General features: G+C 38.8%; 25 protein-coding genes, 1 tRNA gene and 1 pseudogene. 9 read left to right on the top strand and 18 right to left on the bottom strand.

Annotation, left to right across the window (positions count from 1 at the left end; all coding sequences use genetic code 11):
- Nucleotides 1–11: 11 nt before the first annotated feature.
- The 5 genes from ABDK00_RS18240 to ABDK00_RS18220 all read right to left on the bottom strand — a co-directional run bounded on the left by ABDK00_RS18240 (nucleotide 12) and on the right by ABDK00_RS18220 (nucleotide 5381).
- The gene (locus ABDK00_RS18240) at nucleotides 12–329 is read right to left on the bottom strand and encodes a type I restriction-modification enzyme R subunit C-terminal domain-containing protein (protein ID WP_346238293.1); all 318 of its coding nucleotides are present in this window, start codon (nucleotides 327–329) and stop codon (nucleotides 12–14) included.
- Nucleotides 330–395: 66 nt separating this feature from the next.
- The gene (locus ABDK00_RS18235) at nucleotides 396–1445 is read right to left on the bottom strand and encodes an IS481 family transposase (RefSeq protein ID WP_346239624.1); all 1050 of its coding nucleotides are present in this window, start codon (nucleotides 1443–1445) and stop codon (nucleotides 396–398) included.
- A gap of 75 nt (nucleotides 1446–1520) precedes the next feature.
- A complete protein-coding gene (locus ABDK00_RS18230) occupies nucleotides 1521–4007 on the bottom strand; it encodes a DEAD/DEAH box helicase family protein (RefSeq protein ID WP_346239607.1) in 2487 nt (828 codons plus the stop codon).
- A gap of 28 nt (nucleotides 4008–4035) precedes the next feature.
- Nucleotides 4036–4944 (bottom strand): COG2958 family protein, encoded by a 909-nt coding sequence (locus tag ABDK00_RS18225; protein ID WP_346239608.1) that lies wholly within the window; start codon nucleotides 4942–4944, stop codon nucleotides 4036–4038.
- Between the two features lie 215 nt (nucleotides 4945–5159).
- Nucleotides 5160–5381 (bottom strand): helix-turn-helix transcriptional regulator, encoded by a 222-nt coding sequence (locus ABDK00_RS18220; protein WP_346239609.1) that lies wholly within the window; start codon nucleotides 5379–5381, stop codon nucleotides 5160–5162.
- A gap of 377 nt (nucleotides 5382–5758) precedes the next feature.
- On the opposite strand from ABDK00_RS18220, the gene ABDK00_RS18215 reads away from it, so the two are divergent.
- The gene (locus ABDK00_RS18215; protein WP_346239610.1) at nucleotides 5759–6250 is read left to right on the top strand and encodes a hypothetical protein; all 492 of its coding nucleotides are present in this window, start codon (nucleotides 5759–5761) and stop codon (nucleotides 6248–6250) included.
- The gene (locus ABDK00_RS18210; RefSeq protein ID WP_346239611.1) at nucleotides 6243–6809 is read left to right on the top strand and encodes a hypothetical protein; all 567 of its coding nucleotides are present in this window, start codon (nucleotides 6243–6245) and stop codon (nucleotides 6807–6809) included. Before ABDK00_RS18215 ends, ABDK00_RS18210 begins: the two co-directional genes overlap by 8 nt.
- Before the next feature lie 13 nt (nucleotides 6810–6822).
- Here ABDK00_RS18210 and ABDK00_RS18205 read toward each other — a convergent pair whose 3' ends face one another.
- The 8 genes from ABDK00_RS18205 to ABDK00_RS18170 all read right to left on the bottom strand — a co-directional run bounded on the left by ABDK00_RS18205 (nucleotide 6823) and on the right by ABDK00_RS18170 (nucleotide 12251).
- Entirely contained in the window at nucleotides 6823–7632 is an 810-nt protein-coding gene (locus tag ABDK00_RS18205) for a relaxase/mobilization nuclease domain-containing protein (RefSeq protein ID WP_346239612.1), read from the bottom strand.
- Nucleotides 7629–8003: a plasmid mobilization protein gene (locus tag ABDK00_RS18200; protein ID WP_346239613.1), complete on the bottom strand. Its 375-nt coding sequence runs from the start codon at nucleotides 8001–8003 to the stop codon at nucleotides 7629–7631. Before ABDK00_RS18200 ends, ABDK00_RS18205 begins: the two co-directional genes overlap by 4 nt.
- A gap of 282 nt (nucleotides 8004–8285) precedes the next feature.
- Nucleotides 8286–8627: a hypothetical protein gene (locus ABDK00_RS18195; protein ID WP_346239614.1), complete on the bottom strand. Its 342-nt coding sequence runs from the start codon at nucleotides 8625–8627 to the stop codon at nucleotides 8286–8288.
- A 7-nt stretch (nucleotides 8628–8634) separates the two neighbouring features.
- A complete protein-coding gene (locus ABDK00_RS18190) occupies nucleotides 8635–9075 on the bottom strand; it encodes a hypothetical protein (protein ID WP_346239615.1) in 441 nt (146 codons plus the stop codon).
- 3 nt (nucleotides 9076–9078) lie between these two features.
- Nucleotides 9079–9792 (bottom strand): hypothetical protein, encoded by a 714-nt coding sequence (locus ABDK00_RS18185; RefSeq protein ID WP_346239616.1) that lies wholly within the window; start codon nucleotides 9790–9792, stop codon nucleotides 9079–9081.
- A 78-nt stretch (nucleotides 9793–9870) separates the two neighbouring features.
- Nucleotides 9871–10836 (bottom strand): toprim domain-containing protein, encoded by a 966-nt coding sequence (locus tag ABDK00_RS18180; protein ID WP_346239617.1) that lies wholly within the window; start codon nucleotides 10834–10836, stop codon nucleotides 9871–9873.
- Between the two features lie 47 nt (nucleotides 10837–10883).
- Nucleotides 10884–11246 carry a helix-turn-helix domain-containing protein gene (locus ABDK00_RS18175; RefSeq protein WP_346239618.1) on the bottom strand — a complete coding sequence of 121 codons (363 nt, stop codon included), beginning with the start codon at nucleotides 11244–11246 and terminating at the stop codon, nucleotides 10884–10886.
- 87 nt (nucleotides 11247–11333) lie between these two features.
- Complete coding sequence (locus tag ABDK00_RS18170; protein WP_346239619.1) at nucleotides 11334–12251, bottom strand: hypothetical protein; 918 nt, start codon at nucleotides 12249–12251, stop codon at nucleotides 11334–11336.
- A gap of 751 nt (nucleotides 12252–13002) precedes the next feature.
- On the opposite strand from ABDK00_RS18170, the gene ABDK00_RS18165 reads away from it, so the two are divergent.
- The 4 genes from ABDK00_RS18165 (at nucleotide 13003) to ABDK00_RS18150 (ending at nucleotide 15345) form a co-directional block, all read left to right on the top strand.
- A complete protein-coding gene (locus ABDK00_RS18165; RefSeq protein ID WP_346239620.1) occupies nucleotides 13003–13200 on the top strand; it encodes a hypothetical protein in 198 nt (65 codons plus the stop codon).
- Between the two features lie 2 nt (nucleotides 13201–13202).
- Nucleotides 13203–13631 carry a hypothetical protein gene (locus tag ABDK00_RS18160; RefSeq protein WP_346239621.1) on the top strand — a complete coding sequence of 143 codons (429 nt, stop codon included), beginning with the start codon at nucleotides 13203–13205 and terminating at the stop codon, nucleotides 13629–13631.
- Between the two features lie 102 nt (nucleotides 13632–13733).
- Nucleotides 13734–14825: a hypothetical protein gene (locus tag ABDK00_RS18155; protein WP_346239622.1), complete on the top strand. Its 1092-nt coding sequence runs from the start codon at nucleotides 13734–13736 to the stop codon at nucleotides 14823–14825.
- 253 nt (nucleotides 14826–15078) lie between these two features.
- A complete protein-coding gene (locus ABDK00_RS18150) occupies nucleotides 15079–15345 on the top strand; it encodes a DUF262 domain-containing protein (RefSeq protein ID WP_346239623.1) in 267 nt (88 codons plus the stop codon).
- On the opposite strand, the gene ABDK00_RS18145 is transcribed toward ABDK00_RS18150, so the two are convergent.
- A complete protein-coding gene (locus tag ABDK00_RS18145) occupies nucleotides 15322–16377 on the bottom strand; it encodes an IS3 family transposase (protein WP_428400327.1) in 1056 nt (351 codons plus the stop codon). The two genes, ABDK00_RS18150 and ABDK00_RS18145, sit on opposite strands and share 24 nt — an antisense overlap.
- Nucleotides 16374–16691, bottom strand: a complete 318-nt coding sequence (locus ABDK00_RS18140; protein ID WP_346239625.1) for a transposase — start codon at nucleotides 16689–16691, stop codon at nucleotides 16374–16376. Before ABDK00_RS18140 ends, ABDK00_RS18145 begins: the two co-directional genes overlap by 4 nt.
- Before the next feature lie 81 nt (nucleotides 16692–16772).
- Between ABDK00_RS18140 and ABDK00_RS18135 the strand changes: the two are divergent.
- From ABDK00_RS18135 to ABDK00_RS18125, 3 genes and pseudogenes are all read left to right on the top strand, one after another.
- Nucleotides 16773–17195, top strand: a pseudogene (locus ABDK00_RS18135) (hypothetical protein); the annotation flags it as partial.
- Entirely contained in the window at nucleotides 17181–18368 is a 1188-nt protein-coding gene (locus tag ABDK00_RS18130; RefSeq protein ID WP_428400577.1) for an HNH endonuclease family protein, read from the top strand. The pseudogene ABDK00_RS18135 and the gene ABDK00_RS18130, both read left to right, overlap by 15 nt.
- Before the next feature lie 100 nt (nucleotides 18369–18468).
- Nucleotides 18469–19053 carry a GIY-YIG nuclease family protein gene (locus ABDK00_RS18125; protein ID WP_346235914.1) on the top strand — a complete coding sequence of 195 codons (585 nt, stop codon included), beginning with the start codon at nucleotides 18469–18471 and terminating at the stop codon, nucleotides 19051–19053.
- 341 nt (nucleotides 19054–19394) lie between these two features.
- On the opposite strand, the gene ABDK00_RS18120 is transcribed toward ABDK00_RS18125, so the two are convergent.
- The 3 genes from ABDK00_RS18120 to ABDK00_RS18110 all read right to left on the bottom strand — a co-directional run bounded on the left by ABDK00_RS18120 (nucleotide 19395) and on the right by ABDK00_RS18110 (nucleotide 22963).
- Nucleotides 19395–19468 (bottom strand) — tRNA-Ile (locus tag ABDK00_RS18120).
- A 107-nt stretch (nucleotides 19469–19575) separates the two neighbouring features.
- Nucleotides 19576–21981, bottom strand: coding sequence for a hypothetical protein (locus ABDK00_RS18115; protein WP_346235915.1), 2406 nt, complete (start codon nucleotides 21979–21981; stop codon nucleotides 19576–19578).
- Nucleotides 21941–22963, bottom strand: a complete 1023-nt coding sequence (locus ABDK00_RS18110) for a hypothetical protein (protein WP_346235916.1) — start codon at nucleotides 22961–22963, stop codon at nucleotides 21941–21943. The genes ABDK00_RS18115 and ABDK00_RS18110 overlap by 41 nt, the downstream gene beginning before the upstream one ends.
- Nucleotides 22964–22965 lie beyond the last annotated feature (2 nt).

Raw genomic sequence — 22965 nt, 5'->3', positions numbered from 1 at the left:
CGTTCTGTTTTTTATGCAGCTATTCTTTGAATAACTGTGATTATTTCTTCAATTTCTTTTGGTGAAAACACGCCTAAAATACCCTGCGGATGCAATTGTGTAAAAGGTGGATTTATCAAGTCTTTCTTTTCAATCTTGCCTTTGTCAATCAGATATTTTTTCAAGACAGTCATAAACTCAATTTGATTGTTTGAAAGATTGTTGTGTTGTTTGATAAATTCATCAAAAGCTTGTGTAACCGTTTCTTCAAATGAGTGAACTATTTCAATTTGCAAAATGTGCTTTATGAACTGTAAGAATTTGACGTGTTGGTTTCCATAAACTGTAATAGTTATTATTTAATCTGACAGTCGAGGATTTTCTTTTTCGTTTAACATGGGAAACGGATTAAATTATTAAGCTGCTGTGTGAGTTTCATTGAGAAACTTCTGTTTTGCTAAAGGTAAAGATTCTTTAAAAGTTTGCATGGGAGTTTTACCGTAACAATATCTGCCACTGTGAGGCCGTTCAGTATTATAGTATTCCATCCATTGATCCAGATCCTGTTGAAGATGTTCTAAGTTATCGTACAGTTTCTTTCTAAAGGCCACTGCATAAAATTCTTCCTGCATGGTACGGTGCAGGCGTTCGCAGATGCCATTGCTTTGGGGATGCCGCACCTGCGTTTTGCTATGTGCTATGTCCTCCAGGTTCAGATATAATTCAAATTCGTGATGCTCGGGCTTCCCGTTGTATTCGGTTCCCCGATCCGTCAGGATTCGAAGTAGAGGGATTTGCTGTTGGTCGAAGAATGGCAAGACTCTGTCGTTAAGTATGTCTGCTGAGGTAATCGCATGCTTACTGGTGTACAGTTTTGCAAAAGCTACCCGGCTATAAGTATCGATAAAGGTCTGCTGGTAGATTCTTCCGACTCCCTTGATATTGCCAACATAGTAAGTGTCCTGTGAGCCCAGATAGCCTGGATGTTCAGTTTCTATTTCACCGTGAGCTTCCCGTTGCTCTTTTTTACGTTCCAGTGCGATGACCTGTGCCTCTGAGAGAATAATGCCTTCCTGCGCTACACGAGCCTCAAGAGCCTTTAAACGCTTGGCAAAAACCTCCAGATCATTACGCTGCCATACACAGCGAACTCCGGCAGGAGAAATGAATATCCCTTGTTTACGTAATTCATTACTGGCTCGCACCTGGCCAAAAGCAGGCTGTTCAAAAGCAATTTTTACAACAGCTGCTTCAACAGCAGGTTCTACCCGGTTTTTGGGAATAGGTTTGCGACGGCTGATCTCCTGTAGGGCCATATCACCTCCCGCATCGTACAGCTCTTTTAAACGATAAAAACTATCACGGCTGTAACCCATGATCTTGCATGCCTGAGATACATTACCCAGTTGTTGGGCCAATTGCAACAATCCTAACTTGGTTTTGATTAATTTAGATTCTTGATTCATAATCTGACTTTTTGGGGTTAACATTTAATTTGTCGTTACTTTAAAGTTAATCCCAACTGTCAGATTAAATCGTAGCTATTTCACATAAACTCTTTGCAACAATTTTTCTGTTACAAAAGGGTCTCTTTCGTTCATCAATTCAGCCAATTCTTTCAATTCTTCTTCTGATATTTCTTCACCTGACTTTATCTTTTTCAGAATTGGGTTTTGGTCAGCCAATTGCTGAACCATTTCTTCAACCATTTCTTTGTATCGGCTTACACTTACTAATTCATTTTCGGGTCCAAACTCAATCATTTCCTTTTTATAAGTAACATCTTTGAGATTCAGACTTTCTTGCTCATCACCTCCGTCAAAGCGTTGGCGGTATCTCATTAATGGAGCTACCTTATCAATAACTTCTTTGAGGTCGGTTTCTGTTGGATTTACCCAAAAACTGTTTTTGAGAACTTTGTTTATTATCTCTTTCTCTTTGGCAACAACACCAATATTTAAAGGCAATTCAGTAATTTGTTCAACAATAATTTCTTTAAGATTTTCAATATCTTGGCTTTCGTTGTTTAATTGAGCTACTGAAAATTCTACAATGTCTTTCTCAAATCGCATTGCTTTGAAATCAACCGAAGATAGAGCTCTTAATATTGGTGCTATGGTTTGGTCAAGAAAATCAATTTTGTCATCTGTCAGATTCTCCCAAAATTTAGGTTCATAGACCTTTTCCAAATCTGTTGCATTTTCTTGAACAACTACGTTGTGTTTTGGTAATGCGTTTATGAGTTTCTCCAACTCCAGTTTTTCAGATTCCGCAATTTCATTGTTTCGTTCCTTCGCAACTTTCAACTTTTCCAAGCGCATTTTAAAAAGCCGAATTGGTAAAGCCGTTGGAGATTTAATTTCTTTTCCTTTTGGGTTGAGTTTGAAATATTCAAAGTTGTCCCAACAATCTAGGATTAAGAATTTATCTTTCTCGTGGCACCAGCTTCTTCTGTCATTGGGATTGAGAACCCTTGTTCCTCTTCCAATCATCTGCCAAAATTTAGTGTAAGAGAAAACTGGTTTTGCAAAAACCAAATTCACCAATTCAGGAATGTCAATTCCTGTGTCAAGCATATCAACACTTATCGCAACTCTTGGAAAATCGTTGTTTTTAAATTGGTCTAACAAACCACCTTGTCCGTAAACTCTTGGGTCGTCTGAAACAATCACCTTTGCAATTTCGCCGGCACCTTGCGGATAGAATTGGTCAAAAATTTCTTTGATTCTTCTGGCGTGTTTCATTGTCATACAAAAGAAAATGGTTTTGCCAGGCAAAACACCATTCGGATCTTTTACACATTCCTCCCAAAATTCTCTAACTATCAAAGCATTTGTTCCCTTATTAGTAACTGCTTTTTCAATGTCAGTTCCTTCAAAATTTATTTCTGTTGGGTCTTTGCCTTCCGCAATCAATTTCTTTTGGTCGTCTTCACTTATGGTATTTAAGTGTATGCCTTCTTGCTGAAACTTTGTCGTCAGTTTCATCACTTCAAAATTTGACAAGTAAGGCGGTTTGTTATTTACCGCATCTTCAAACGTATATGCGAAAGTTGGCAATCCATCTTCACAGTCAAACAATTCAAAAGTATTGTGGTCAACTGCATCTGTTGGAGTAGCCGTTAGTCCAAGAATAACAGAATTGAAGTAACTCAATATGTTTTGATAAACATTGTAAATAGAGCGGTGACTTTCATCAATTACAATCAAATCGAAAAAGTGAGGTGATAAATTTTCTTCCTCAATGATGTTCAACATTGTAGGATAAGTTGAAACATACACTCGCCTATCAGTTACAATTTTAGTTTCACCTGTTTGTGGCCAAACTGAATATTGTGGTGCATTATCTTTGAATGCTTCAACTGCTTGGTCTCTTAAAGCAATGCGGTCAACTAAAAATAAAACTCTTGAAATCCAACCTGCTCTCATTAAGCCGTCAATCATTGCAATGCAAGTCCTTGTTTTACCCGTTCCTGTCGCCATTATCAAGAGGAATTTTCTTTTCCTTTCTTCCATTGCTTCAAAAACTGCTCTTATAGCTTGTATTTGATAAGGTCTGCCAGCAATGTTGGTATTGATTAGTTCGTCAGCTAATGGCTTTTTGTTTTTGCGAATAAAAGCCATTCTTTCAAGGTCCGTCCGTGTCGGGAATGCAAATATTTTTCGAGGAGCATAATTTTCTAAGTCCCAAAAAAGGATGTCGATTCCGTTAGTATACATACAAAACGGTAAATCACCACTGAATTGTTTTTGAATGTTATAAGAGTATTGTTTTGCTTGTTCTTCACCAATTCTTGCGTCAACTGATGATTTTTTTGCTTCAACAACTGCAAGTGGTTTGCCGTCCTTGCCCAATAAAACATAGTCGCTAAATTCTGTGCTGTATGTAGTTTTCGGCTCGTTAACAACATTATTGTCTATAGTAATGAAATACTCCTCAATTACTAGAGTTCGGTCAGTAACATTCCAACCTGCTTGTTTTAAGCGGTTATCAATGATTTCTTTCCTTGTGAGTTTCTCGTTCTTCAAGATATTGCCTAAATTAATTACAAACGCATCAACCCTTCCTTAAATTTTCAACACTGTCTACTATATCATATTCTTTCTTATGAATTTTTTTACTCGACAAATCAATTTTTACTGTTTCTAAAAATTCTTTGAAATCACTGTTCATAGCCAGCTTATTAATGGTTTCAAAATCCAAATCGATTTTATATTTTGCCGGTAATATAATTTCTGACGAATCAGGATCTTCCATATTCAGCTCAATTACTCCTATTCCAAACGATGTACATAACCTTGAGAGTTCAATATGAAATTCTTCGTTGTCCGAAATTCTTGTGGCCACTAGATATGACTCATTTGCCCAGGAAGAATTAGAAACACATTGGAAAAAGCTCTCTCTTAGATTTGCAAAAGAGAGCTCGCGCTTTATTTCGAATGAATACAACACGATACCTCGCACCCCTATCGAACTGCTGAAATCGTATACTTCTTTCTTCCAGTCATCCATTCTAAAATAACACCCAACCATATCTGGATGCACCCATTTTCCAAACTCCTTTTTACTTGAATTTTTATGGTTAATGGTTTTTGTATAACAATTTAAATGATAGTATGCATAATATGAGAGGTATTTGTGTAAGTCTTTTTCTAATACATCATATTTCCTCAGTTTTGTCTGCACAATATCTAAGGGGATTGTATTGTCTTGAAGGTCAATTTTATCTGCCATAGATTTGAGGAAGAATTTTTTGGGCCTTGAATCCGTCTTTCCGAAAATTGACTTCAGATTATCCTTTGCACTAACATAAATTTGCGCACCTAATGTCGACCAAGGAGTTTTCCCTTGAGTCTTTAAAAGTTTATGATATCCTTTTTTTGTTGCAATATTCCATATCTCGATCGTTGTAAGGGGCTTTTCTTCTTCATTTAAAATTTTTTCAGCCAATTCGAGGAATGTCATGGTCGGTTATAATTTGAATTTGATTGGATGTTAAAAAACCCAGTCCGTTTTTATACTTGTGATCGGGTAACTTTACCGTAGCATTATTCTAAAAAATTTGCCCTAAAACGTCAAGCACTATTATGAATTCGATTTGCCGGAAATTAAATTTTGTCACTCATAGCCCCCCGCTTGTAATTTAAATCCGAACTAATAAATGGTCAGATAAGACAAATTTAGTTTTTGCGTTGTAATTTCAATTTTCCATACAAGGCTTCTAGCAATTCGCAAGGCTGAATATCTATAGCTTGAGCAATAAGACAAAGTTCTTCAGCTCTTAAATGACTCCTTTCGTTTAAAGTTAGTTCATTCATTCGTGCCTTCGTCAACCCCGTTTTTCTGGCCACTTCTGCTTTGTTCACAGATTTTTGAGCTAGATATAACCCAAGTTTTGTCATTGTTTATTAACTTTTTCTATACTAATGTTAAGTCGAAAGATATAAAAGAGTAAAAAAAATAGACTAAATCCAATATAATGACAATTTATTCTATACCTTTGGTGTGTTTTTCTATACTTTTAGTAAAAAACATTCTCTGGGATATTAATTAATTTAAGCACAATCATAAAAGCGCATTTGCTTTATTCTCGCTGCTGAAAACTACGACCTTTCAACTGATCGCGAGAAAATAAGGTAAATCGCTCACGCTCTCCTTATATTTAAGGTCTGGACGTGGGCGTTCTTATTCGCGATCAGGGGTGTCGTAGCCCTTCAGTAGCAATATGGACTAACCCACGTCTTTTTTGTGGGTAGAATTTTAAACATAATTCTACGACATGAACAATCCCTCTACATCTGTCGAGCGTTTACCAAATCATTTTAGCGAATCCCAATGGCTGCGCATTCTATTTTTATTGAGTGATACGGAGCAATGGATTAAACAGCAGCACGAAAACCATATCTATCTGCTGCCATTTAAAAATCACAGAAAGCTGCTTCGCAATAGCTGGTATCTAAGTCCTTCAGCTTTGTCCCATATTATTGAACGCCATTATTACAAGATTTCGCGGCATCCGTCAACAGGGAAATTCACAATCGGTATTCCTACTATAGTTTCTCATATTCGTGATGCCTTTTCTGAGGTGCCCACGGCCATACCCCAAAGCCCTCACGTACAAAGGGTATGGTCAGCGCAGGATACGATCGGCTATGATCGTGACGGTACAACTACAAATATCATTACCGTGATAAGCGATCAGGCTGGTAGAATAATTACTGCATTCCCCGGTAACTTAATTTGTAACAATCAACCGACTAACTATGAATAAGCAAGACTATTTGTACTTAGGCTGCTTCTTAAATAAAACTGCCAGCTATTATAAATGCAACCCGCTGAAAGCAGACCCGATCAGGATTTTGAAAGATCATTTTGAATTCGATGAACCAAAAGGACATATTGAAGCATTTAATGATTTTTGCCGGGCTGCATTAAACGATCATTTCAACTGGAATAATGGCAGTCCCGGTAATGCCGCCTATTACGGAGAAAAACTTGAACTACTCATTGAAGCTGCTTATCTTATTCATGATAAATCAAAGAAATACCAGTTAAAAAAAAGGCACGCCACTGCGATTTCTATACAGTTTATGCCGATGCCGCTCAATGCTGCCGAGTTCAATAATCCATTGATTTATTTTAAAAGGTTCTTTGATTATCAACCTCTATCACATTGGAAAAAAACGTTGACAGCCCTTTCAAGCGCCTGTATCTCTAATTTTTCAGCGGCAGAGGAGGTTGAACTGTCGGATCTACTGGAATCCTATAATCGTATTCAGAAGTTATTTTACGCCGCCTGGCGACTTTTAGAGCTACTCGAAAAAGAATAGATCTACTTCCTTTTCATAATCTTAATTGCCGCCTTTTAGACACTACTTCCGGAGCATTTTCTCGCTTTTGCTCTTTTGCCAGATTATTTTTCTCAATTTGTTTTTGTACAGTTTGCAGTGAAAGGCCGATCTCGCTACCTTTCACTTTTACACCCTTTTCATCTATAAAAGATATGCCTCTGCCTTTGATAATTTCAATACCCTGTGCTTTGGCTTTTTGCAGAAGACCTTCAAAGGTATTTGATGATTGCAACATCTGTTTTAGCTGCGTTTTAAGTTGCTGCTTTCGCTGGTCGTTTCGAGGGAGTTGCTGCTGATCTTTTGACAAAAATCGCCTCGGACTTAATACCTGCTGCAATTTGTATTTCTGTTCCATTTTCCGGCAGAACTGAGCCAGGCGTTTATAGCTGTTACTATCTGGTACATTGGTTTTACCGGCAAAGCCGATACGGTTGGCGATGATATGTAAATGCTGATGTTGGGTATCTGTATGTTCCACGGCAATAAACTGGTTTTCGGCAAAATCAAAACTTTGAGCACAATCCAATGCAACATCAATCATTTGAGCTTTTGTTAGCTGTTCTCCCGGAGCCATACTCAAAGTAAAATGAAACACGGGTTTGGATTGTTTAGGATTTAGTTTGCACACTTCATTAAACTGTTGCACCAGTTCTTTTTTATTACCGAAGCATTTATTAAAAAGCAATACCTCTGCCCGGTTTAGCATCACACTTTGATCTTTATCCAACTTCGTTTTTTTATCCTCCAGGCAGTAGCGGATACATCCGCCAAAACTTTTGCCGATAATTGCTTTACCTATCATTTCAAAAAGGTTTTAATAGCGGCAGCTAATTGCTTTACCTCTAGCACAAGCTGTTTTAATTCGGTTCGTTCAAAAACACTAAACGTTTGTGCTGCATTATTTTTATACGCCAGGGAGTTCATATTGGCCGCCAGATGGTTGAGCTGGGCGGTAAAACTCAACACTTCTTTGGGTAATGTATTCTGTCGACTAACAACCTGACTATTCAAAGCTGCTTCCCGTAAAAACTCAGAAAGGGTGAGCCCAACCGCACTTGCCTTTGACTCAATGATCGCAACCTCTTTTGCGGAGCAGGCCACCCGCAAGCGATAGCTACGCTTTTCCTCTTTCCTGGGACGGCCTCCTTTGTTCTTGTGGTGGTTATTTGTCAAGTCTAATCTTTAATTCAGGCGAAGCCTGCCCCCATGAATGCCGCCCTAAAGCGGTCATGAATGGGCCAGCATGTTCGATGGGGTGAGGTTACGAGCCCACGAGAACATAGCTGGCTCCTTAAAATTTAAATATGCTGATAAGCTCCAACGAACTTAAATGAACCTGGATGCATTGATTTACGCGTATTGCTATGAGTTTGAACTTGTTCATATCTATATAAGCTTTTAGAGGATTTATTGGAGCTTAAAATGCATGTATTGAAGCTTATGTTGACGATAGTTTTATAATTCAGTAATTCGGGACTGCCTTTTATCTTCGGAACTGGGATTGGAGAAGGTAAAACTGCTGCTGTTGCATTCTTTGTTGTTAGGCGAAGCGGATTTAGATTCCTGCTGCTGATCAGGTTTAAGGGCTTTCTCTTTTTTTCTACGGTATTGTAGCGCTGAGCTCAGGCTGCTCAGGTTAATCTGTTCTATGGGTATTTCCAGCTCGACAGCCAGCCACCTTCTAAATCGAGCCGGGGTTTCTAAAAAAGCCAACTGCTCCCGGTAGACCTCAAGTATTTTACGGTAAACACCATAGCTACTATTTTGTAAATCTTTTCGAAGAAAGTCTTTATACATGGCGTTGTTATTTTCTCTTTGAAGAAGCCTTTTTTGAGTTTCGTTGTTCCTGCCCTTTTTTATCTAAAGCCTGCACGGAATCATACTGTGCTTTATACCAGTTGCGCTCTAATTGTAGCAGCTCCTTTTGTTCCCGTGTTTTTTTAACATCGATAAAAAATACGACAGCGGCAAAAAGAACTGTCACGCAAAGCCCCAACCCCCACTGACCCATACCGTGCCAGAATGCCTGCCAGCGTGGATGGTTGTAATCTACCTGCAATGATTTTTTGGATTGTTGTATCTGAGCGGCCATCTCATCCTGGGAGGTAGTAATTTTTACAAACTGGCGTTTTATTTCCTGGTGCAGGATGACAAGAATGGTCAGCGAAGTCTCATCCAGGTCAATGCCGTAATGCAAAGAGATATCTGCCCTGATCTTCTTAAAATTAAATGGAGGTTCTTTCATCGCTTATATTTTTGATATTTCTTTTTGAATTTTTATTTTCTCGATAAACTGGTAGGCTTCCAGTCCTTTTCCCTCGCTTATTTTTTGAAGGATGTTTTTATGCGGGGCAGTAGTGCTATCAAAATCACCAAAAGGTTTTAGTGTGTTTATCTTGTTTCCCTTCACGGCTTGAAAAGCAGCCAGTTCTTCTAAAAGTTGTGGAGTAGCGGTAAAACTGTTTTCATTGGGATAGAGGTTAATTTCAAAAACGCCTTTATTTAGCAAAACTATTTTTTGCAGGTATTGGGTGCAAGGCTCATAAGCGCTGCCTCCGGCAATTACCACATTAAAAATAAACTGCGCAGTAAGCTGATCCTGGACTAATTTAAATTCTTCGATGGTATAGTCTTTAGAGAATAGCGAGGGTAGCTGATCACTCTCTGGTGCTCCAAAGTCCAGGTAATAACAGTCATAATCCTTTTGAGCAAGCTCGAAAAGATTTTCAAAAAGCAGTTGCCGGTCAAGCTTTTCCCGGGTATCCAGTAAACTCATCGTAGCGAAGCGTGAAGGTTTTTTGCCTTGCAGAAATTTTAACTGCTGGCAGCTTGATTTTACTGAGCTGTCAAAGTCCACAAAATAGGCTCGATCATTTGCCTGCTGCTTTAGCGCCTGTAGATAAGTAAGCATGGATTTGCCTGCACCTCCTTTGGCCTGGATATTAAATTGAAATGTTTTCATGATCTGTTTATTAAGTTCTTTATTAAATAAGTAAGTGAAAAAAAGGGCAAGCTGCAATTATCCTTATTAGATTTAACCCTATCGGCCAAGGCCTCGGTATCTTTTCGGCCTTATGTCTTCTTCAAGGATTTGGTTAGTCGACTTTTCTAACGCCCGCTGCTGGATAAGCCAATCGTTCATATCTTTACAATCAGGATATAAAACGGCATAGTTGACCGCTTTTTCTACCGATGATGTTATCGTACTGGCAGCACTGTGGCCCGTTAGATCATTATCTAAAAACAGATTAGCTTTGGGATACTGCCGAATCAGAGGCAGTGATTTTTTTAAAAAAGCCGTTGAGTTTAAAATCAGGTAATCAGAATTTTCTTTTAGTAATTTTTCTAAAGGATCTATACCTGGCGATAGTCTGCCGGATGCCTGTAATTGTTTAAAAGATAGAAAATCAAAGAACCCTTCAAAAATGGTGAGCTGAGAGGTTGTGTAATTGCTTTTTAAATGCGTGATATCTTTAGGTGCCATCCCGTTTTTAATGTTGGGATTGCGCAATTCCCAACCACCGGAGTTATTTTCAAAACCAATCGCGTAATAACTATTTTGATCAATCAGGTAATGAACTTCTTTACAGTACAATTTTGCTACCTTCAAATCAATCGATCTTTTCTTAAGATAGTCCACCAGGTTTGGATGGCTGATGTCCAGCACTTTGATAATACTTATCGGACTATGGTTTGCTGTATTTTTTGAAAAATCGGGTTCCAGAATAGAAAAAGGCCCACGTGCAACATTTTTAATTAAGGAGATTAATCGGGCAATACTATGCTCATTGTATATTTTTTCAGCTAACTGAAAAATACCACCGCCTTCACCTGTTCCAAAGTCAATCCACACGTTTTTTTGAATGTTAACGGAAAAGGAGGCGGTGTTTTCTTTTCTAAAAGGACTTTTATACCAATACTCTTTACCGGCTATTTTCTCAGGCTGGTGGCCAAGAGCAGCCAGAAAGTCTATTAGTGGGATTTGTTTGATGTCTTCGATATTCATAAGGATGTTTTATTTGTAAAGGAAGAAGGGGGGAACAGAAGCCAGACCTATTTTGCATAGCGCTTCCTGTGTTCCAGCATTTTGCTGTATCCATCTTTGGGTGGCGTAGCTGGAGGGTTTTCTTCGGCCTGCCATTTTTCAAGCCAGGTTTTAAGGTCTTGTCGTTTTACCAGGTAGGGCTTACCTAACCGTTTAGCAGGAAGTCCCCGGTAATGGACATACCTCCTAATAGTGCCGATCGGCTTTTTAAGTATTACTGCTACCTCTGGTAGCGTTAGAAAATCTTCGCTATAGGTTCTTGGCTGTTGATTTTTAGCCTGATCTTCCTGCCTGGAAAACCAGGCAATCAGGGATTTTTGGATCTGATCCAGTTTGTCATTAATGTCGTCAAAGGGGTTGATTACACTCATCTTTAAAATTTTTATAGTGATCGATGAGTGCAAAATAGTTCGCACACGGCCCCAGAGCGAGCTGGTGAGGTTGGAAAATCAGGGAAGTCAGGACTGTGCCGCTAATTTTTTGATTTCCAGTTCTTCCAGCGACTTTTTATATTGTAAATAGTAGTTGTCCCTAAAGTAATTTCTCTTGTAAGCCGATAGTTTGCCGATGGTGTTGCCGGTTTCCTGAAGGTACGCGTCGAGGATTTCTGAAAAAGTCAGTCCGGGTTTAAAATATCCCAGGTCTTTAAATACAGTAATCATAGCTGCAAGCGCACCATTAAAACCATCTGGATTTTTATTTGTCCTTGTTTTTAAAATCGGTTTGGACATGATTAGCTCAAAGGGTATTTCTGCTGCTTTAAGCTGTTGCTGGATAAAGGATTTTGTGGAGGCAACGCTGTCGCCAATCGGCTGCAATACCTCACTAAAAGAAAATGTCGGTAATGGTTGAGATGGTACCTCTTCGTTTTTAAAGGCCAGTTTGTGTTGTTGGAGGGCATTAAGCAGCTTTTGGCGGTTTGCTTTATCTAGCCGAATTACCTCTTTAAAAATTTCAGTTTTCTCAAGGCTTTGAATCTTTTTTCCAATAAAATGCAGGTAAGGGTCTTCCGGATGGTCAATCGCATTAGTATAGGCAACAGGACGAGTTTTTAATAGCTGATAAAAATGATGGATATCCTCTTGGTCGATATCTGGCAATAGGCGGATAAGCTTGGTAATAAAACCTGGTTTAAAAGTAAAATAGATGTTTTCGCAGAAGCTTTCAAAATGTTCGATATCCCAGAAGGTCTTTTCAGAAAGCCCGATGTCAAAATCAACCAGGCTGATCGCACTCCCTTTGCGGATTTCACGATCTATAAATACCCTTACATTATCGGATATAGCTCTGGATTCATTGGGTAGCTTACCATGTACGTCAACGGCTGAAGCATACCTAAAATTAAGTCGGGTGATAACAGAACGAGGGATTTTCATTATTTGAGGGTCTTTTCGATCTTACAATTACTTAGTAGTTTATATTAAAGCATAAAGCTAAAACTATAAATTTTCTAATACTAAAAATGACTTTATCTTTTAGATGGCTAAATTAAGAATGTCCTGTGCAGCGCATTTGTATTGCTTAAAGTACAAATAGCATCAAATAATACAAAAAAGCGCAGCGTAGAAGTCGATTTACCGGCGTCAGGCACTATGGCTACCTGGATAACAGGGGGTGAGCAAAAACACTCAAAACAATCAGACATACTTTGAAGTCGCACCATTACAGCCCATAATACAAATACCTTGTATGGTGCGGCTTCTAATCAAGCAAGGGACTAAGCAGTTAAAATGTCTCTTTTGCAATCGGAAACCGCTCGTGCTAAGAGTAAGAGCTTGTATATTCGAACCGGCTGATGAAGTGTAGCCAGTAGCTATACCCCTAACTGCAGCTTACCGTAATTACCCCTTTACTGATAGAAGGGACACCACCAAAAATATTTTATAAAAAAATACAAAACTTACTTTATCTTAGTGCATAAGATAAAAGAAACTCAACTGCTTACCAAAAAGAGTTGCTGCAGGCAAAGATGAAAAATACTTTATTTCTAACAACAGGTGTAGAAGCTTCGGTTAAGACAAAAGTATATCGACAAGCGAACGCCGATAGAATTAGGCTTTTTAGTAGACTTCTCAAATACCTTATATGTGTTTGCAGCTATTATTGACGAAACCTTAACTACGTATTATGGCTAAAGACAAGAACAAAAAAACTGAAAAAAGTTCTGAAAAAGGAATATACCGTAGTAAAAAGACGGGAAAATATGTTTCAAAGGACTATTCAAAAAAACATCCGGAAACAACAATTCGTGAAAGTGCACCAAAGAAAACTATTGGTTCTTCTAAACGAGGTGGTTCAAGAAGTGGCGGACCTAAAAAAGCATAAATATGGGACAGAGTGAAGATATTAAAAAGCCTCTGAAAGACTGGCTGGAAGACTTTCATGACGACACCGGAAAAATAAGCGATTTAGTTAGAAATCTTGCACTTGCTGCAATTGGAATTATATGGATTTTCAAGAATACAGATCTGACGCATAACATAATTCCAAAAGAGTTAGTGTTACCATTGAAGTTTGTAGTTATCGGTTTATTATTAGACCTGTTTCAGTATGTATGGCGAGCTATAAATATTTATATAATTTATTCAATTAAAGCAAAAAGATTTGATGAAGGCAAGCTGACTGACGCAGAGATTGCTGATGTGAAAGTTCCAAATTACATACCGTTCCTTACCTGGTTGTTTTTTATCGCTAAAATTATTTTCGTCGCCATAGCTTACTATAACATTTATTTGTTTTTAATGACAAAAATATAACAACAGTGGCTGCGGCTGACGAAATACAGAACACCGCCAAATTGCCAACGCAGCAACGTTGGGAATAATTTTAAAAACGCCTTAATCAAATCAAATACCAATATGAGAAGTTCAATTTTTATTATTTTCACCTTATTTGGACTATGCAGTTATGGACAAAGCAAAAAAGAGTTGAAAGCTCAAATTGCAAAACTGACAAGTGAAAAGACGCAAGCTGAGCAGGAAGTACTAAATGAAAAAAAGGAAAAAGAAACTATTAAAACTAGGCTCAATAGAATTTCGAATATTGAGATAGACGAAGTGATCACTCCAGAAGAACAGCCAAAAGAAATAAAAATTGGGGAAGAAGGTTGGAGGGTTGACTTAAATGGTACAAAATATAAAAGTGACATACTTGGGCAATTAGGTACAATCTGGATATTAGATTCGACAAATCAGCTCAAACCACAAGGAGCAATTTTATTATCTGATTATAAAATAGAACCCACGCTAATATCAAAAGAGAAAGATGTTCTTTATAAAAAGTTTATATCAAAAGGAACGACTTTACAGGGAGATGGAGGTGCGCCATTTGCTAAAATTACTGCCGGACTTACAATGGATCAGTTTTCTGATTTCTCAATTTCCATAGATGGTACATCTCAAATAAAACCGAAATTTTCTGACTTAAGAAAAATAGGCAAAGAGATAAACGAGTTGTTTGATTTGACAAATGCTAAAGGTATTTTTTTATGCACAGGTATGCATGTTGTTCAATATTATGCAAGAATTTATTCGAAGAGTGAGGGCGACGGAAAAATTACATCGCCAGTTGTTAATATTGGAGGTAGTTTTTACGCCGAAAATAACGAGGAATCAAAAGAATACTTCGTGGCAAGACAATTGACTCAAATATTTAGAGCTTCAAATAAAGACACGACAAAATTAATAGCAGATATTCAATCATTAATCACAAATTCAAGCAATGCACAAGTTCAAGCTAATGCAAATCAGTATTCTCCTCAGGAAATTTTAACATTTTTCTTAAAGCGACAACCAACAACTGATGAGATTTTAAGTTTTCAAAATAATCCTACTGAATTTATGGGCAAATTGGACCTTGGTCATACAATCACTGGCAAAGAAAAACTCTTGCTAAACACCGCTGATTTAAAAATTACAGATGTTCCAAACCAGATAAAAAGCATTCACTAAAGCTAATATTAACAGATTTGCAGAACTAACGGTGAATCTAAAAAACCGAACGGAGTAAGTATTAACGAAAGAATCCAAACAAGAGAGCTAAGTTTCATTGTAAATATTGCGGAACTGAACATTCAAGCATTTAAGGCTAACTACTTTCACCTTGCACTAAAGTCGCAACTGAGAGTATTACCATTGAGCTTTTAAAAATTCTTTTATCAACTGTAGCTTTGCCACCTTTGATATATTCAAACATAATTTTTACATGGAGAAAAAGACATTATCGAATATTTTAGAAGGGAAAATTTTTCAAATTCCAGATTATCAAAGAGGCTACGCTTGGGAAACAAAACAATGGAAAGATTTTGTACAAGATATTGATGCATTGATTGATGACAAAATAATTAGCCATTACACAGGAACAATTGTTATTTATCAGCCAATAGACAAGCCTACAGAAAATTATGGTACTAAAAAGCTTGAAATTGTTGACATTGTTGATGGTGTCTTAACCCCTTATAAACTGGACTGATTTTTCAAAATGGTTTGCTACTAATTCATCGTTATCCCGGTCACCGTCCAGGCAAAGATAAGCCGGTTCGCTGCACTTGTCAAGGCTATACAAAGCGGACTCAGCGCTCATAGCCATGCTGTCCGGCCTTGACAAGCACATCGCCCCTTGCTTCATTAGTGCCTTAACAGCTGTTCGGGATAAGCCCTGTGCCCATTTTTGCATTGGTGTAATGAAGCCTATAGCGCCATGTTTGCGTCTTCGGTTATACCAGTGCATATATTTTCCAATGTGCTGCTTGGCGTCGTAGAAGCTTGCAAAAGAATGCCGCTCGATCAACTCATGCTGCTCGATGGAGTGAAAGGCCTCGATATAGGCATTTTCCTCAGGCGTGGCCACGTGTGTAAATTCCTGTTTTGCTTCCATTGACCGTAATGCTTCGCGAACCTTATGGGCGATGAACTGTGAACCATTGTCATTGCGGATGATGACCCCCTTTAAGCCAAAACGAAGGTCCAGCCATCGCATCAGTGCAATTACATCTGTCTGGCGGACGCTTCGCTGAAAAATCCAGCACAGGATCCTGCGGCTGAACACATCCATTATGGCTAACTGGTAATACCAGCGGCCTTCGCCCTGAACCCAGATGTATTTGATATCCAGACACAGATATTCCATAGGTTGCTTTGCCTCAATTCGGCGATGCTCCACCCATTTGCGTTTACCTTGAACTTTTATACGCTTGCCGCATAATAAATGGCTTTCCTTCATTAGACGATACACCTTCTTAGGATTGATCGTGTACTCCAGATCACGCAGCTCTTCGGTCATCTTCCGGTAACCATACACGCAATAGTCCATCGAAAGAATAGCACGCATCTGGTCTACGACCAGGCTATTTTCTACAAGGCCGCAATTACCTATCATCGTGTGCGTACTTGGCCTGATCCCTCTTGGACCAGGATGAGCATGATAATACAGACTGCTCCTGGCTACTGATGCCCACTGGCAAAGATCATTCACGCCGACCTTGCTTTTGTACTCTACGATCATTTCCTTAGTTTCTGATAATGGGCATCGCTTTTTTTTAAAAGCTCGGTTTTAAACTCCAGCTCAATGGCCTGTTTAGCTATCAGCCGCTTTAACCGTTCGTTCTCTTCCTCCAAAGCTCTGAGCTGTGGATCAACCTTCTTATAACTGGCCTTTAAACCGTCTTTGCCTTTGGCCAGATACTTTTTCCTCCAGTAACTAAGTACTGAATGAGCTAAGTTGTACTTACGGGCTACCTCGGTTGTCCCTTCCCGCTCTGCTTCCTGAAGGATGCTGTACTTCTCCTCAGGCGTAAACTGTCGTCTTGTTTTCGTCATAATTCCTAAATTTACTGTGACTAAATTAATTTACAATTTTAGTCCAGCCTTTTAGGGGGCTAAGACAATGGACAGCAACGACTTACAACTTGTAGTATTTATTTATCAATAATCTTGAAAGAACTAAATGAAATTAGCGAAGAAGACTTTTCAGCCGAAATTCCTATCTATCTGCATTCGGGAAGTAAAAGTAAGCTTAGATTAAATAATGATACTTCAGACTTTTATTCAGATGTAGTATCTAAGGGCGTTAGCAATTTGGAACCAAACTCAGTTCATCAAAAAAGAATTTATGAGGCATACTGCTTTTTGAAAAGGCATATTGAGGAGCAATTGGAAATAAGAGCTCAGAATGGTGAAGTATATTTGAAAGATTTATTTGATGCTATTATTCGCAAATTACATTTTTCCTTTTATCCAATCGAGATAGAAAGTGAAATAGGGATGACTTTTGAACTAATGAATTCAAGAGGAAAAGATTTGTCATCTATGGAACTGCTCAAAAATTATTTAATGTATTGGGTTTACAGAAATATTGAAGATGCTTCAGAAAAAGAAGATTTCACCAAAATTATTAACAAAACTTGGAAAGAAGTTTATGTAAACATTGCAAAATGCAACGGTAGTGAAAGTCAATGTTTACGAATTGCTTGGACATTGTTTGTAAACTATACACCCAAAAATTGGGATGGCTACAATGGCTTTAAATCTGATGATGTAATCCCTTTGAGAAATTTTTCGATTAAGACCAAAGAAGAAGTGAAAATTTTTTTGTTGAAGTTTGTAGATGGACTTGCCCTATGTTCAAAACATTATTCTGCTATTATAAAACCAAATAATACTTCGTTTGACAGCAATGAATTTGATTTGCTTACCAAAATTAGAAATGCGGGAAATATTGCCAATTATCTTCCTTTAATAGTCGCTTCACGGATTAAACGTGAAAATAACAACGCATTAAATGAGGAATATATTGAACTTTTAAAATCGCTTGAAATTTTCTCTTACCGAGTATTTCTTTGGGAAAGTAAACGAAGTAATGCAGGTTTATCAAAGTTCTATCGTTGGGCAGATGATATATTTTCAACAAAACATTCAATGCTTTCTGTTACAGAATGGATATACGGAATGATAAATTGGTATTCACCTGAAAATGGTTTCAGAAAATCGCTTAAAATGGATTTTTTTGACTGGTATCAATATAGACGGCTACTAAAATACACACTTTTTGAATATGAACTGTTTCTGTTAAATGGCAAGAACAAACCAAAATTAAATTGGGAAGATTTAACCGACTCTACAATCGAACATATATTGCCACAAAATCCAGATGTTAATTCAAATTGGCTGTCAAAATTTTCAGTAGAAGAACGAAAGAAATTTACACACGACATTTCTAATTTAGTGCTTACCAAAGACAACTCACGATACAGCAATTTTGAATTTGAGAGAAAAAAAGGAATTGCAGGTGCAGGCTTTTCTTATTCCAATTCTGACATAAGACAAGAACGTAAAATTGCTGAATATGAAGATTGGACACCTAAAAACAGAAGTAAAAGAAGAGAGGAATTAACTAATTGGATCATCAGAAATTGGGGTATTGAAAAACACTTTCACCCTCAAGTAGACGATATAATCGAAGACGATGAAGAACAAATAGTTAACGACATTGACTAAGTGTGTAAGCATCCGAGTTATTTGATTACCGGAATGGCTTAGTATTAGCAAAAAGCCAAACAGTTAGAATAATAACAAAAAGCAATATTATAAAAACAATATGACAAAGGCTGGGTTCAACGACGCTGTAAAATCAGGAATGATTTTTCACAAAGGTGAAAAGAAATTGATGTCATCAAAGAATTTTAAGTATGCGCATGACATAGACAATATCCTTCCAAATAAGCCCGGGATTTATTGCATCCGTATAAAAAACATCTCGCAATTGCCATTGATATTTATGCAAATCCTGATTAAAAAGGATTATGATATACTATACATTGGAATCGCTTCAAAAAGCCTCTATAAAAGACTTTTGTTACAAGAACTCCGTGCAAAAGGACATGGATCCTTTTTTAGAAGTATAGGAGCAATACTTGGGTTTACACCTTCTCGTGGGTCTCTCGCTAGAAAAAAGAATAAACGGAATTTCAAATTTACGCAGATTGATGAAAAGCGTATAATAGACTGGATAAATGCAAATCTGCTTGTCAGTTGGATAGAAGAGGATTTTTCGTTGGATGAATTTGAAACCTATCTTATCAAAAAGTATAGACCTCTTTTAAACATTAGTAAAAATTTGACGATCTCAGAGGAATTAAGAATGGCTAGAGCCAACTGTGTAAAAATTGCATGCAGAGAATGAGCAAATGCATCAATTTTTTTGCGATTCTGGTCACTTATGAAACGAAAAACTTTACTTCAAATGTGTTATTCTCCATTAGAGCATATTGTTTATTCTTGTGGCACTAAATTGTTCTCCATATTAGAAAAATTTTCAATGATGTGTTAAATAAATTTAAAAAAATTACCATAAAAGTTGCAGGATTCTAATAATAGAACGTTTTAAGTCGTTAAAAAAAATATAAAATTAATTATGCAGGGCTATTTATCATTTGATCCTTCGAAATAATTTGATGTATCAAAACAAGTATCAAATAAAAAAGCAGCTACAAAATATTTTATTGTAACTGCTTGATTTTTAAGTGGTCCCACCTGGGCTCGAACCAGGGACCACCTGATTATGAGTCAGGTGCTCTAACCAACTGAGCTATAGGACCCTTACCGGCTGGCGGTAAAAATATATCACTTTAAAAAAGAGCTTTCAAACAAAGGGAAGCAAAAGTATTGAAAAAATCAAAACCAACCACACTATTTCGCCAAAATCCTAGCGGCCTGCAAAATCTCTCAAATAAGAGCACCGCGTTGCGGCGTCCTTATAAAACCGTGTATCGCCGTACCCGTTTTTTAATTGCGGATAATATTTGTTGGCAAAAAACTTTTTGTAATAAGCATCCGTGGCCTGCTCATACCGGTCATAATCATCATATCCAAAATCGATATACTGCGGCTTTGCGATTTGCTTCTGACTACATTTGGCCATCATAAACAGGCATCTGGCTTTAAACTCCTTATCATTACTCGCCTCCATCGCCTTTTTGAAATAATTTTCAGCCGTAAAAGCGCCATAATATTCCCGCTGAAAAGCTGTCGCGTTTTTAGGCATAAAATAGCCGTCGACGCCACTGCGCCAATATGCCACCAGGTTCCAGGCATAGCCATAATGCGTAATATTATAACAGCCCAGCGCCAGTTTATAATAATATGTAGCGGCGTGCGCGGGATCAGTTTGTACCAGGCTATGCAGCTTTTTCATTTCCTTCGCATACGCCAGTTTGGTGGTGGTCACCTCGTCGTTGGGCAAACGCTCTTCGCGGTCAAACAACAAATCTTTAAAAGGATCTTTTTCTATCACCGGATGTTTTCCTGGCGCCCGCTGCAGCCATTTGATGGCGTTGTCATAATCATAATCGCGCAGATAAGCCGTGCCGGTAAAATCTGCGATATCCTGCAGTTTGATGCTGTTATGCCCCACCAGAAATTTCTCGTAAGGCGTGAATTTTCTTGCCTGAACAAAACCATAAAAATCGGCAGCCTGCTGCCCGTTGAACTGGGAACGGAGAAATGTAACGGCGTTGTAGCCCGGCATTAAAGCCTCGGGAGCGCCGATTGCTAAGGCTGCTTTGTTGAGGTCGCCCTGCGCCTTATACCTGGCCGCAAGTACATCCACCATCAGGTTTCGGTAAAACTTATACCATTGTTGCTGCTCGTCAGATTGGTAATAGCCTTCGTTATTATCCTGCTTCACAGCGGCATCTGCTTTTTGATATAACCAGTCCAGTGAAGGCAGTATGCCGGCCTCAAAGGGCGCATCTATTGTTTCCTTTGCACTGATTGTGGTCAGTAAATTAGTTAACATCCACTGGTCTTGTACACGCTGATCAGGATGGAGCGTTTTTATTTTGGCCAGATATGCTTTTGCCCCTTCAAAATCTTTTAACATATAGGCGCCGTGGGCGGCGGCCATTACCATCAACGCCGGGTTGGCCACCTTAGCTTCTGTTCCCACCTGGTTTACAAATTGAATAAAATCAGCAAGGCCGGTTTTCTCGCTCGCAAGCACACTGTCTTTTTCGGCGCCTCTGTAGCGGTAATAATAATAATCAATGCTCAAAAGTCCGCGCTGGTTTTCCTTTTCAACCAAAGGGGTGAGATAGTTTTCTTCGTACTTATTGATTTCTCTTACCACCAGCGTGGGTAATAAGTCGGACGATGGATCCAGTGCATAGATTTCCTTCAGCACATTCATGTCATTCGTCGGGTTTGATAAAGCAAACAGCGATAACATACCGGCTTTTTCGCGATTGTTTTGACACAGGGCCAGATATTTTTGCCGCTTGTCTTCCCTCACCACCGACCAGTTAAATCCATAATAATTGGAAATACGCTTGGCCCTGCCCTGATGAAAAGCTTTTGAAAAAAGATATGCCGCTTCTGCGTTTTGGCCCAACCGGAACAAAGCGCCCGCCTTTAAAGCCAGGCTCATCGGCTGCAAAATGCTGGCCTCGCGATTATTGGCGATTAGTTCATCATAAAGCTCGACAGCCTGACTGTAATGATCATTATAATGGGCAAGCCTCACTACCTGGTAGCCATATTTAAGTTTAAAAAGATCTGATTTTGCTGCCTGGTATAATTGCAAACCGTTTTTCAGCAACCCGTCCATTTTTACACTGTCGCGCGTATCGGGGCTCCACTCATCGGGAATCGTGGCAAAGGGCTCTACTTTTTTTGCATAAAGAATATAGCCCAGCGCTTCCAGGTTTTTGTTTTTTATAAAATATTGGGCAAACTGGTTTCGGCCAATCGAATCGGGCAGGCGCGCCGGCCGTTGCTGTTCAATATGATAATAAAGCGTGTGAATATCGCGGGCCGGAAATTTCATAACCAGTTGGCGCACTTCGCTTGCGGCCACAGCGTTTCCGGCAAACTGCACCCATTCTTTCACCAGCTCATCTTCGCTGCTCACCGGCTCTTCATAATCAAACAAAAACTGTTCGTTGGTATAAAAAAACGGTTTGTATTTTATCTGAGAAGCCGCATATTGATTGAAAAAGCTCAGGTAATAATCGTAGGGGTCGATGCTGCCGCCGCAGCCGATAATGTTTTGCGGAAGTGCAACAAGTGCAGCGCTAATAATGGCGCAGGCGGCTGTAAATGTCTTCAAGGTCATCAGCAGTATATTTACTTAAAGTTATAGAATCGCAATGATACAACACCACGTTCAATTTGCCGGCGCCCAGCCTTTGGCTTAGCGACGTGGCTATTTTTTTCACAGCAGCGGCTTCGCTGGGTTCATAACGCAGCAAGTCGCCGGCTTTTAGCAAGCGGCCGGAAAGCACCGAATCTTTTGTTACTTCAAAAAGATGGCGTCCCTGCTTTTTGCATTTTTCTAAAAAACCTGCCGGAATGTTTTGAAAAAGACCGGCATATTTATCATTTCTAAACAAAACAAACCACTCAAAAATAGGAAGCCCCACATCTAACGGCAAAGGGTAGCTGGCAATATAAGCCTCGTATTTTTTAAATTCCTGATAATCGATAATCGAGTTTTTTGCCTGCACGTTTTGCAGGTTTCCCATGTTATAACACATTAGCAAACCTTTGTCTACCGGCGGAATGCCGGACGAAACCGTGTATTTGAGCTGATGTAAGCGAATGGTCGCCGACAGTGTTTTGGCGATGGGACGTTTTTTTAATTCATTTAGAAAATAGAAATACTTGTTTTTCGTGGTGGCGGTCCAGTCGCAATCCATTTGCAATTCAGGTACTTTGTCGAACGCATACAAGGCGAGGTATTTTTTAAGTAACGAAACAGTGTTTTGCGCAAGCATTTTTATCTGGCTGCTGTCCAGCTGATAAAAAACTTCATTGGTTATAAATACAGTAGGGATAAGGTTTTTGATGCGGAGGTAGGCGGTGTCTTTAAACCTGATTTTTGCCACCGGCAAGGCCCTTTGTTGCTGGCTATTCCAGGCAATGTCAAAGTATTTCACATAAAAAGTTTCCACGCCCAGCCCGGCTAGTTTTTGCTGCTCGGGGGCAGTCAGGCTAAAACTTTGTTTCCAGTAATAAACCGCGCGGTTCGTCTCGCGGCGATCATTTTTGCACGCCGCTACTGTTACAACCAAAACAATCGCCAGAAAAATTTTCATAA

The sequence above is a fragment of the Niabella insulisoli genome (assembly GCF_039652435.2).
Taxonomy (GTDB): Bacteria; Bacteroidota; Bacteroidia; order Chitinophagales; family Chitinophagaceae; genus Niabella; species Niabella insulamsoli.
This window is presented reverse-complemented; position numbering and strand designations above follow the sequence as displayed.

Bases quoted from the DNA above. Each gene is read 5' to 3' on its own strand.
- ABDK00_RS18235 (WP_346239624.1), bottom strand. From the start codon at position 1,445: ATGAATCAAGAATCTAAATTAATCAAAACCAAGTTAGGATTGTTGCAA.
- ABDK00_RS18225 (WP_346239608.1), bottom strand. From the start codon at position 4,944: ATGACATTCCTCGAATTGGCTGAAAAAATTTTAAATGAAGAAGAAAAG.
- ABDK00_RS18220 (WP_346239609.1), bottom strand. From the start codon at position 5,381: ATGACAAAACTTGGGTTATATCTAGCTCAAAAATCTGTGAACAAAGCA.
- ABDK00_RS18215 (WP_346239610.1), top strand. From the start codon at position 5,759: ATGAACAATCCCTCTACATCTGTCGAGCGTTTACCAAATCATTTTAGC.
- ABDK00_RS18210 (WP_346239611.1), top strand. From the start codon at position 6,243: ATGAATAAGCAAGACTATTTGTACTTAGGCTGCTTCTTAAATAAAACT.
- ABDK00_RS18205 (WP_346239612.1), bottom strand. From the start codon at position 7,632: ATGATAGGTAAAGCAATTATCGGCAAAAGTTTTGGCGGATGTATCCGC.
- ABDK00_RS18195 (WP_346239614.1), bottom strand. From the start codon at position 8,627: ATGTATAAAGACTTTCTTCGAAAAGATTTACAAAATAGTAGCTATGGT.
- ABDK00_RS18190 (WP_346239615.1), bottom strand. From the start codon at position 9,075: ATGAAAGAACCTCCATTTAATTTTAAGAAGATCAGGGCAGATATCTCT.
- ABDK00_RS18185 (WP_346239616.1), bottom strand. From the start codon at position 9,792: ATGAAAACATTTCAATTTAATATCCAGGCCAAAGGAGGTGCAGGCAAA.
- ABDK00_RS18180 (WP_346239617.1), bottom strand. From the start codon at position 10,836: ATGAATATCGAAGACATCAAACAAATCCCACTAATAGACTTTCTGGCT.
- ABDK00_RS18175 (WP_346239618.1), bottom strand. From the start codon at position 11,246: ATGAGTGTAATCAACCCCTTTGACGACATTAATGACAAACTGGATCAG.
- ABDK00_RS18170 (WP_346239619.1), bottom strand. From the start codon at position 12,251: ATGAAAATCCCTCGTTCTGTTATCACCCGACTTAATTTTAGGTATGCT.
- ABDK00_RS18165 (WP_346239620.1), top strand. From the start codon at position 13,003: ATGGCTAAAGACAAGAACAAAAAAACTGAAAAAAGTTCTGAAAAAGGA.
- ABDK00_RS18160 (WP_346239621.1), top strand. From the start codon at position 13,203: ATGGGACAGAGTGAAGATATTAAAAAGCCTCTGAAAGACTGGCTGGAA.
- ABDK00_RS18155 (WP_346239622.1), top strand. From the start codon at position 13,734: ATGAGAAGTTCAATTTTTATTATTTTCACCTTATTTGGACTATGCAGT.
- ABDK00_RS18150 (WP_346239623.1), top strand. From the start codon at position 15,079: ATGGAGAAAAAGACATTATCGAATATTTTAGAAGGGAAAATTTTTCAA.
- ABDK00_RS18145 (WP_428400327.1), bottom strand. From the start codon at position 16,377: ATGATCGTAGAGTACAAAAGCAAGGTCGGCGTGAATGATCTTTGCCAG.
- ABDK00_RS18140 (WP_346239625.1), bottom strand. From the start codon at position 16,691: ATGACGAAAACAAGACGACAGTTTACGCCTGAGGAGAAGTACAGCATC.
- ABDK00_RS18130 (WP_428400577.1), top strand. From the start codon at position 17,181: ATGGAACTGCTCAAAAATTATTTAATGTATTGGGTTTACAGAAATATT.
- ABDK00_RS18125 (WP_346235914.1), top strand. From the start codon at position 18,469: ATGACAAAGGCTGGGTTCAACGACGCTGTAAAATCAGGAATGATTTTT.
- ABDK00_RS18115 (WP_346235915.1), bottom strand. From the start codon at position 21,981: ATGACCTTGAAGACATTTACAGCCGCCTGCGCCATTATTAGCGCTGCA.
- ABDK00_RS18110 (WP_346235916.1), bottom strand. From the start codon at position 22,963: ATGAAAATTTTTCTGGCGATTGTTTTGGTTGTAACAGTAGCGGCGTGC.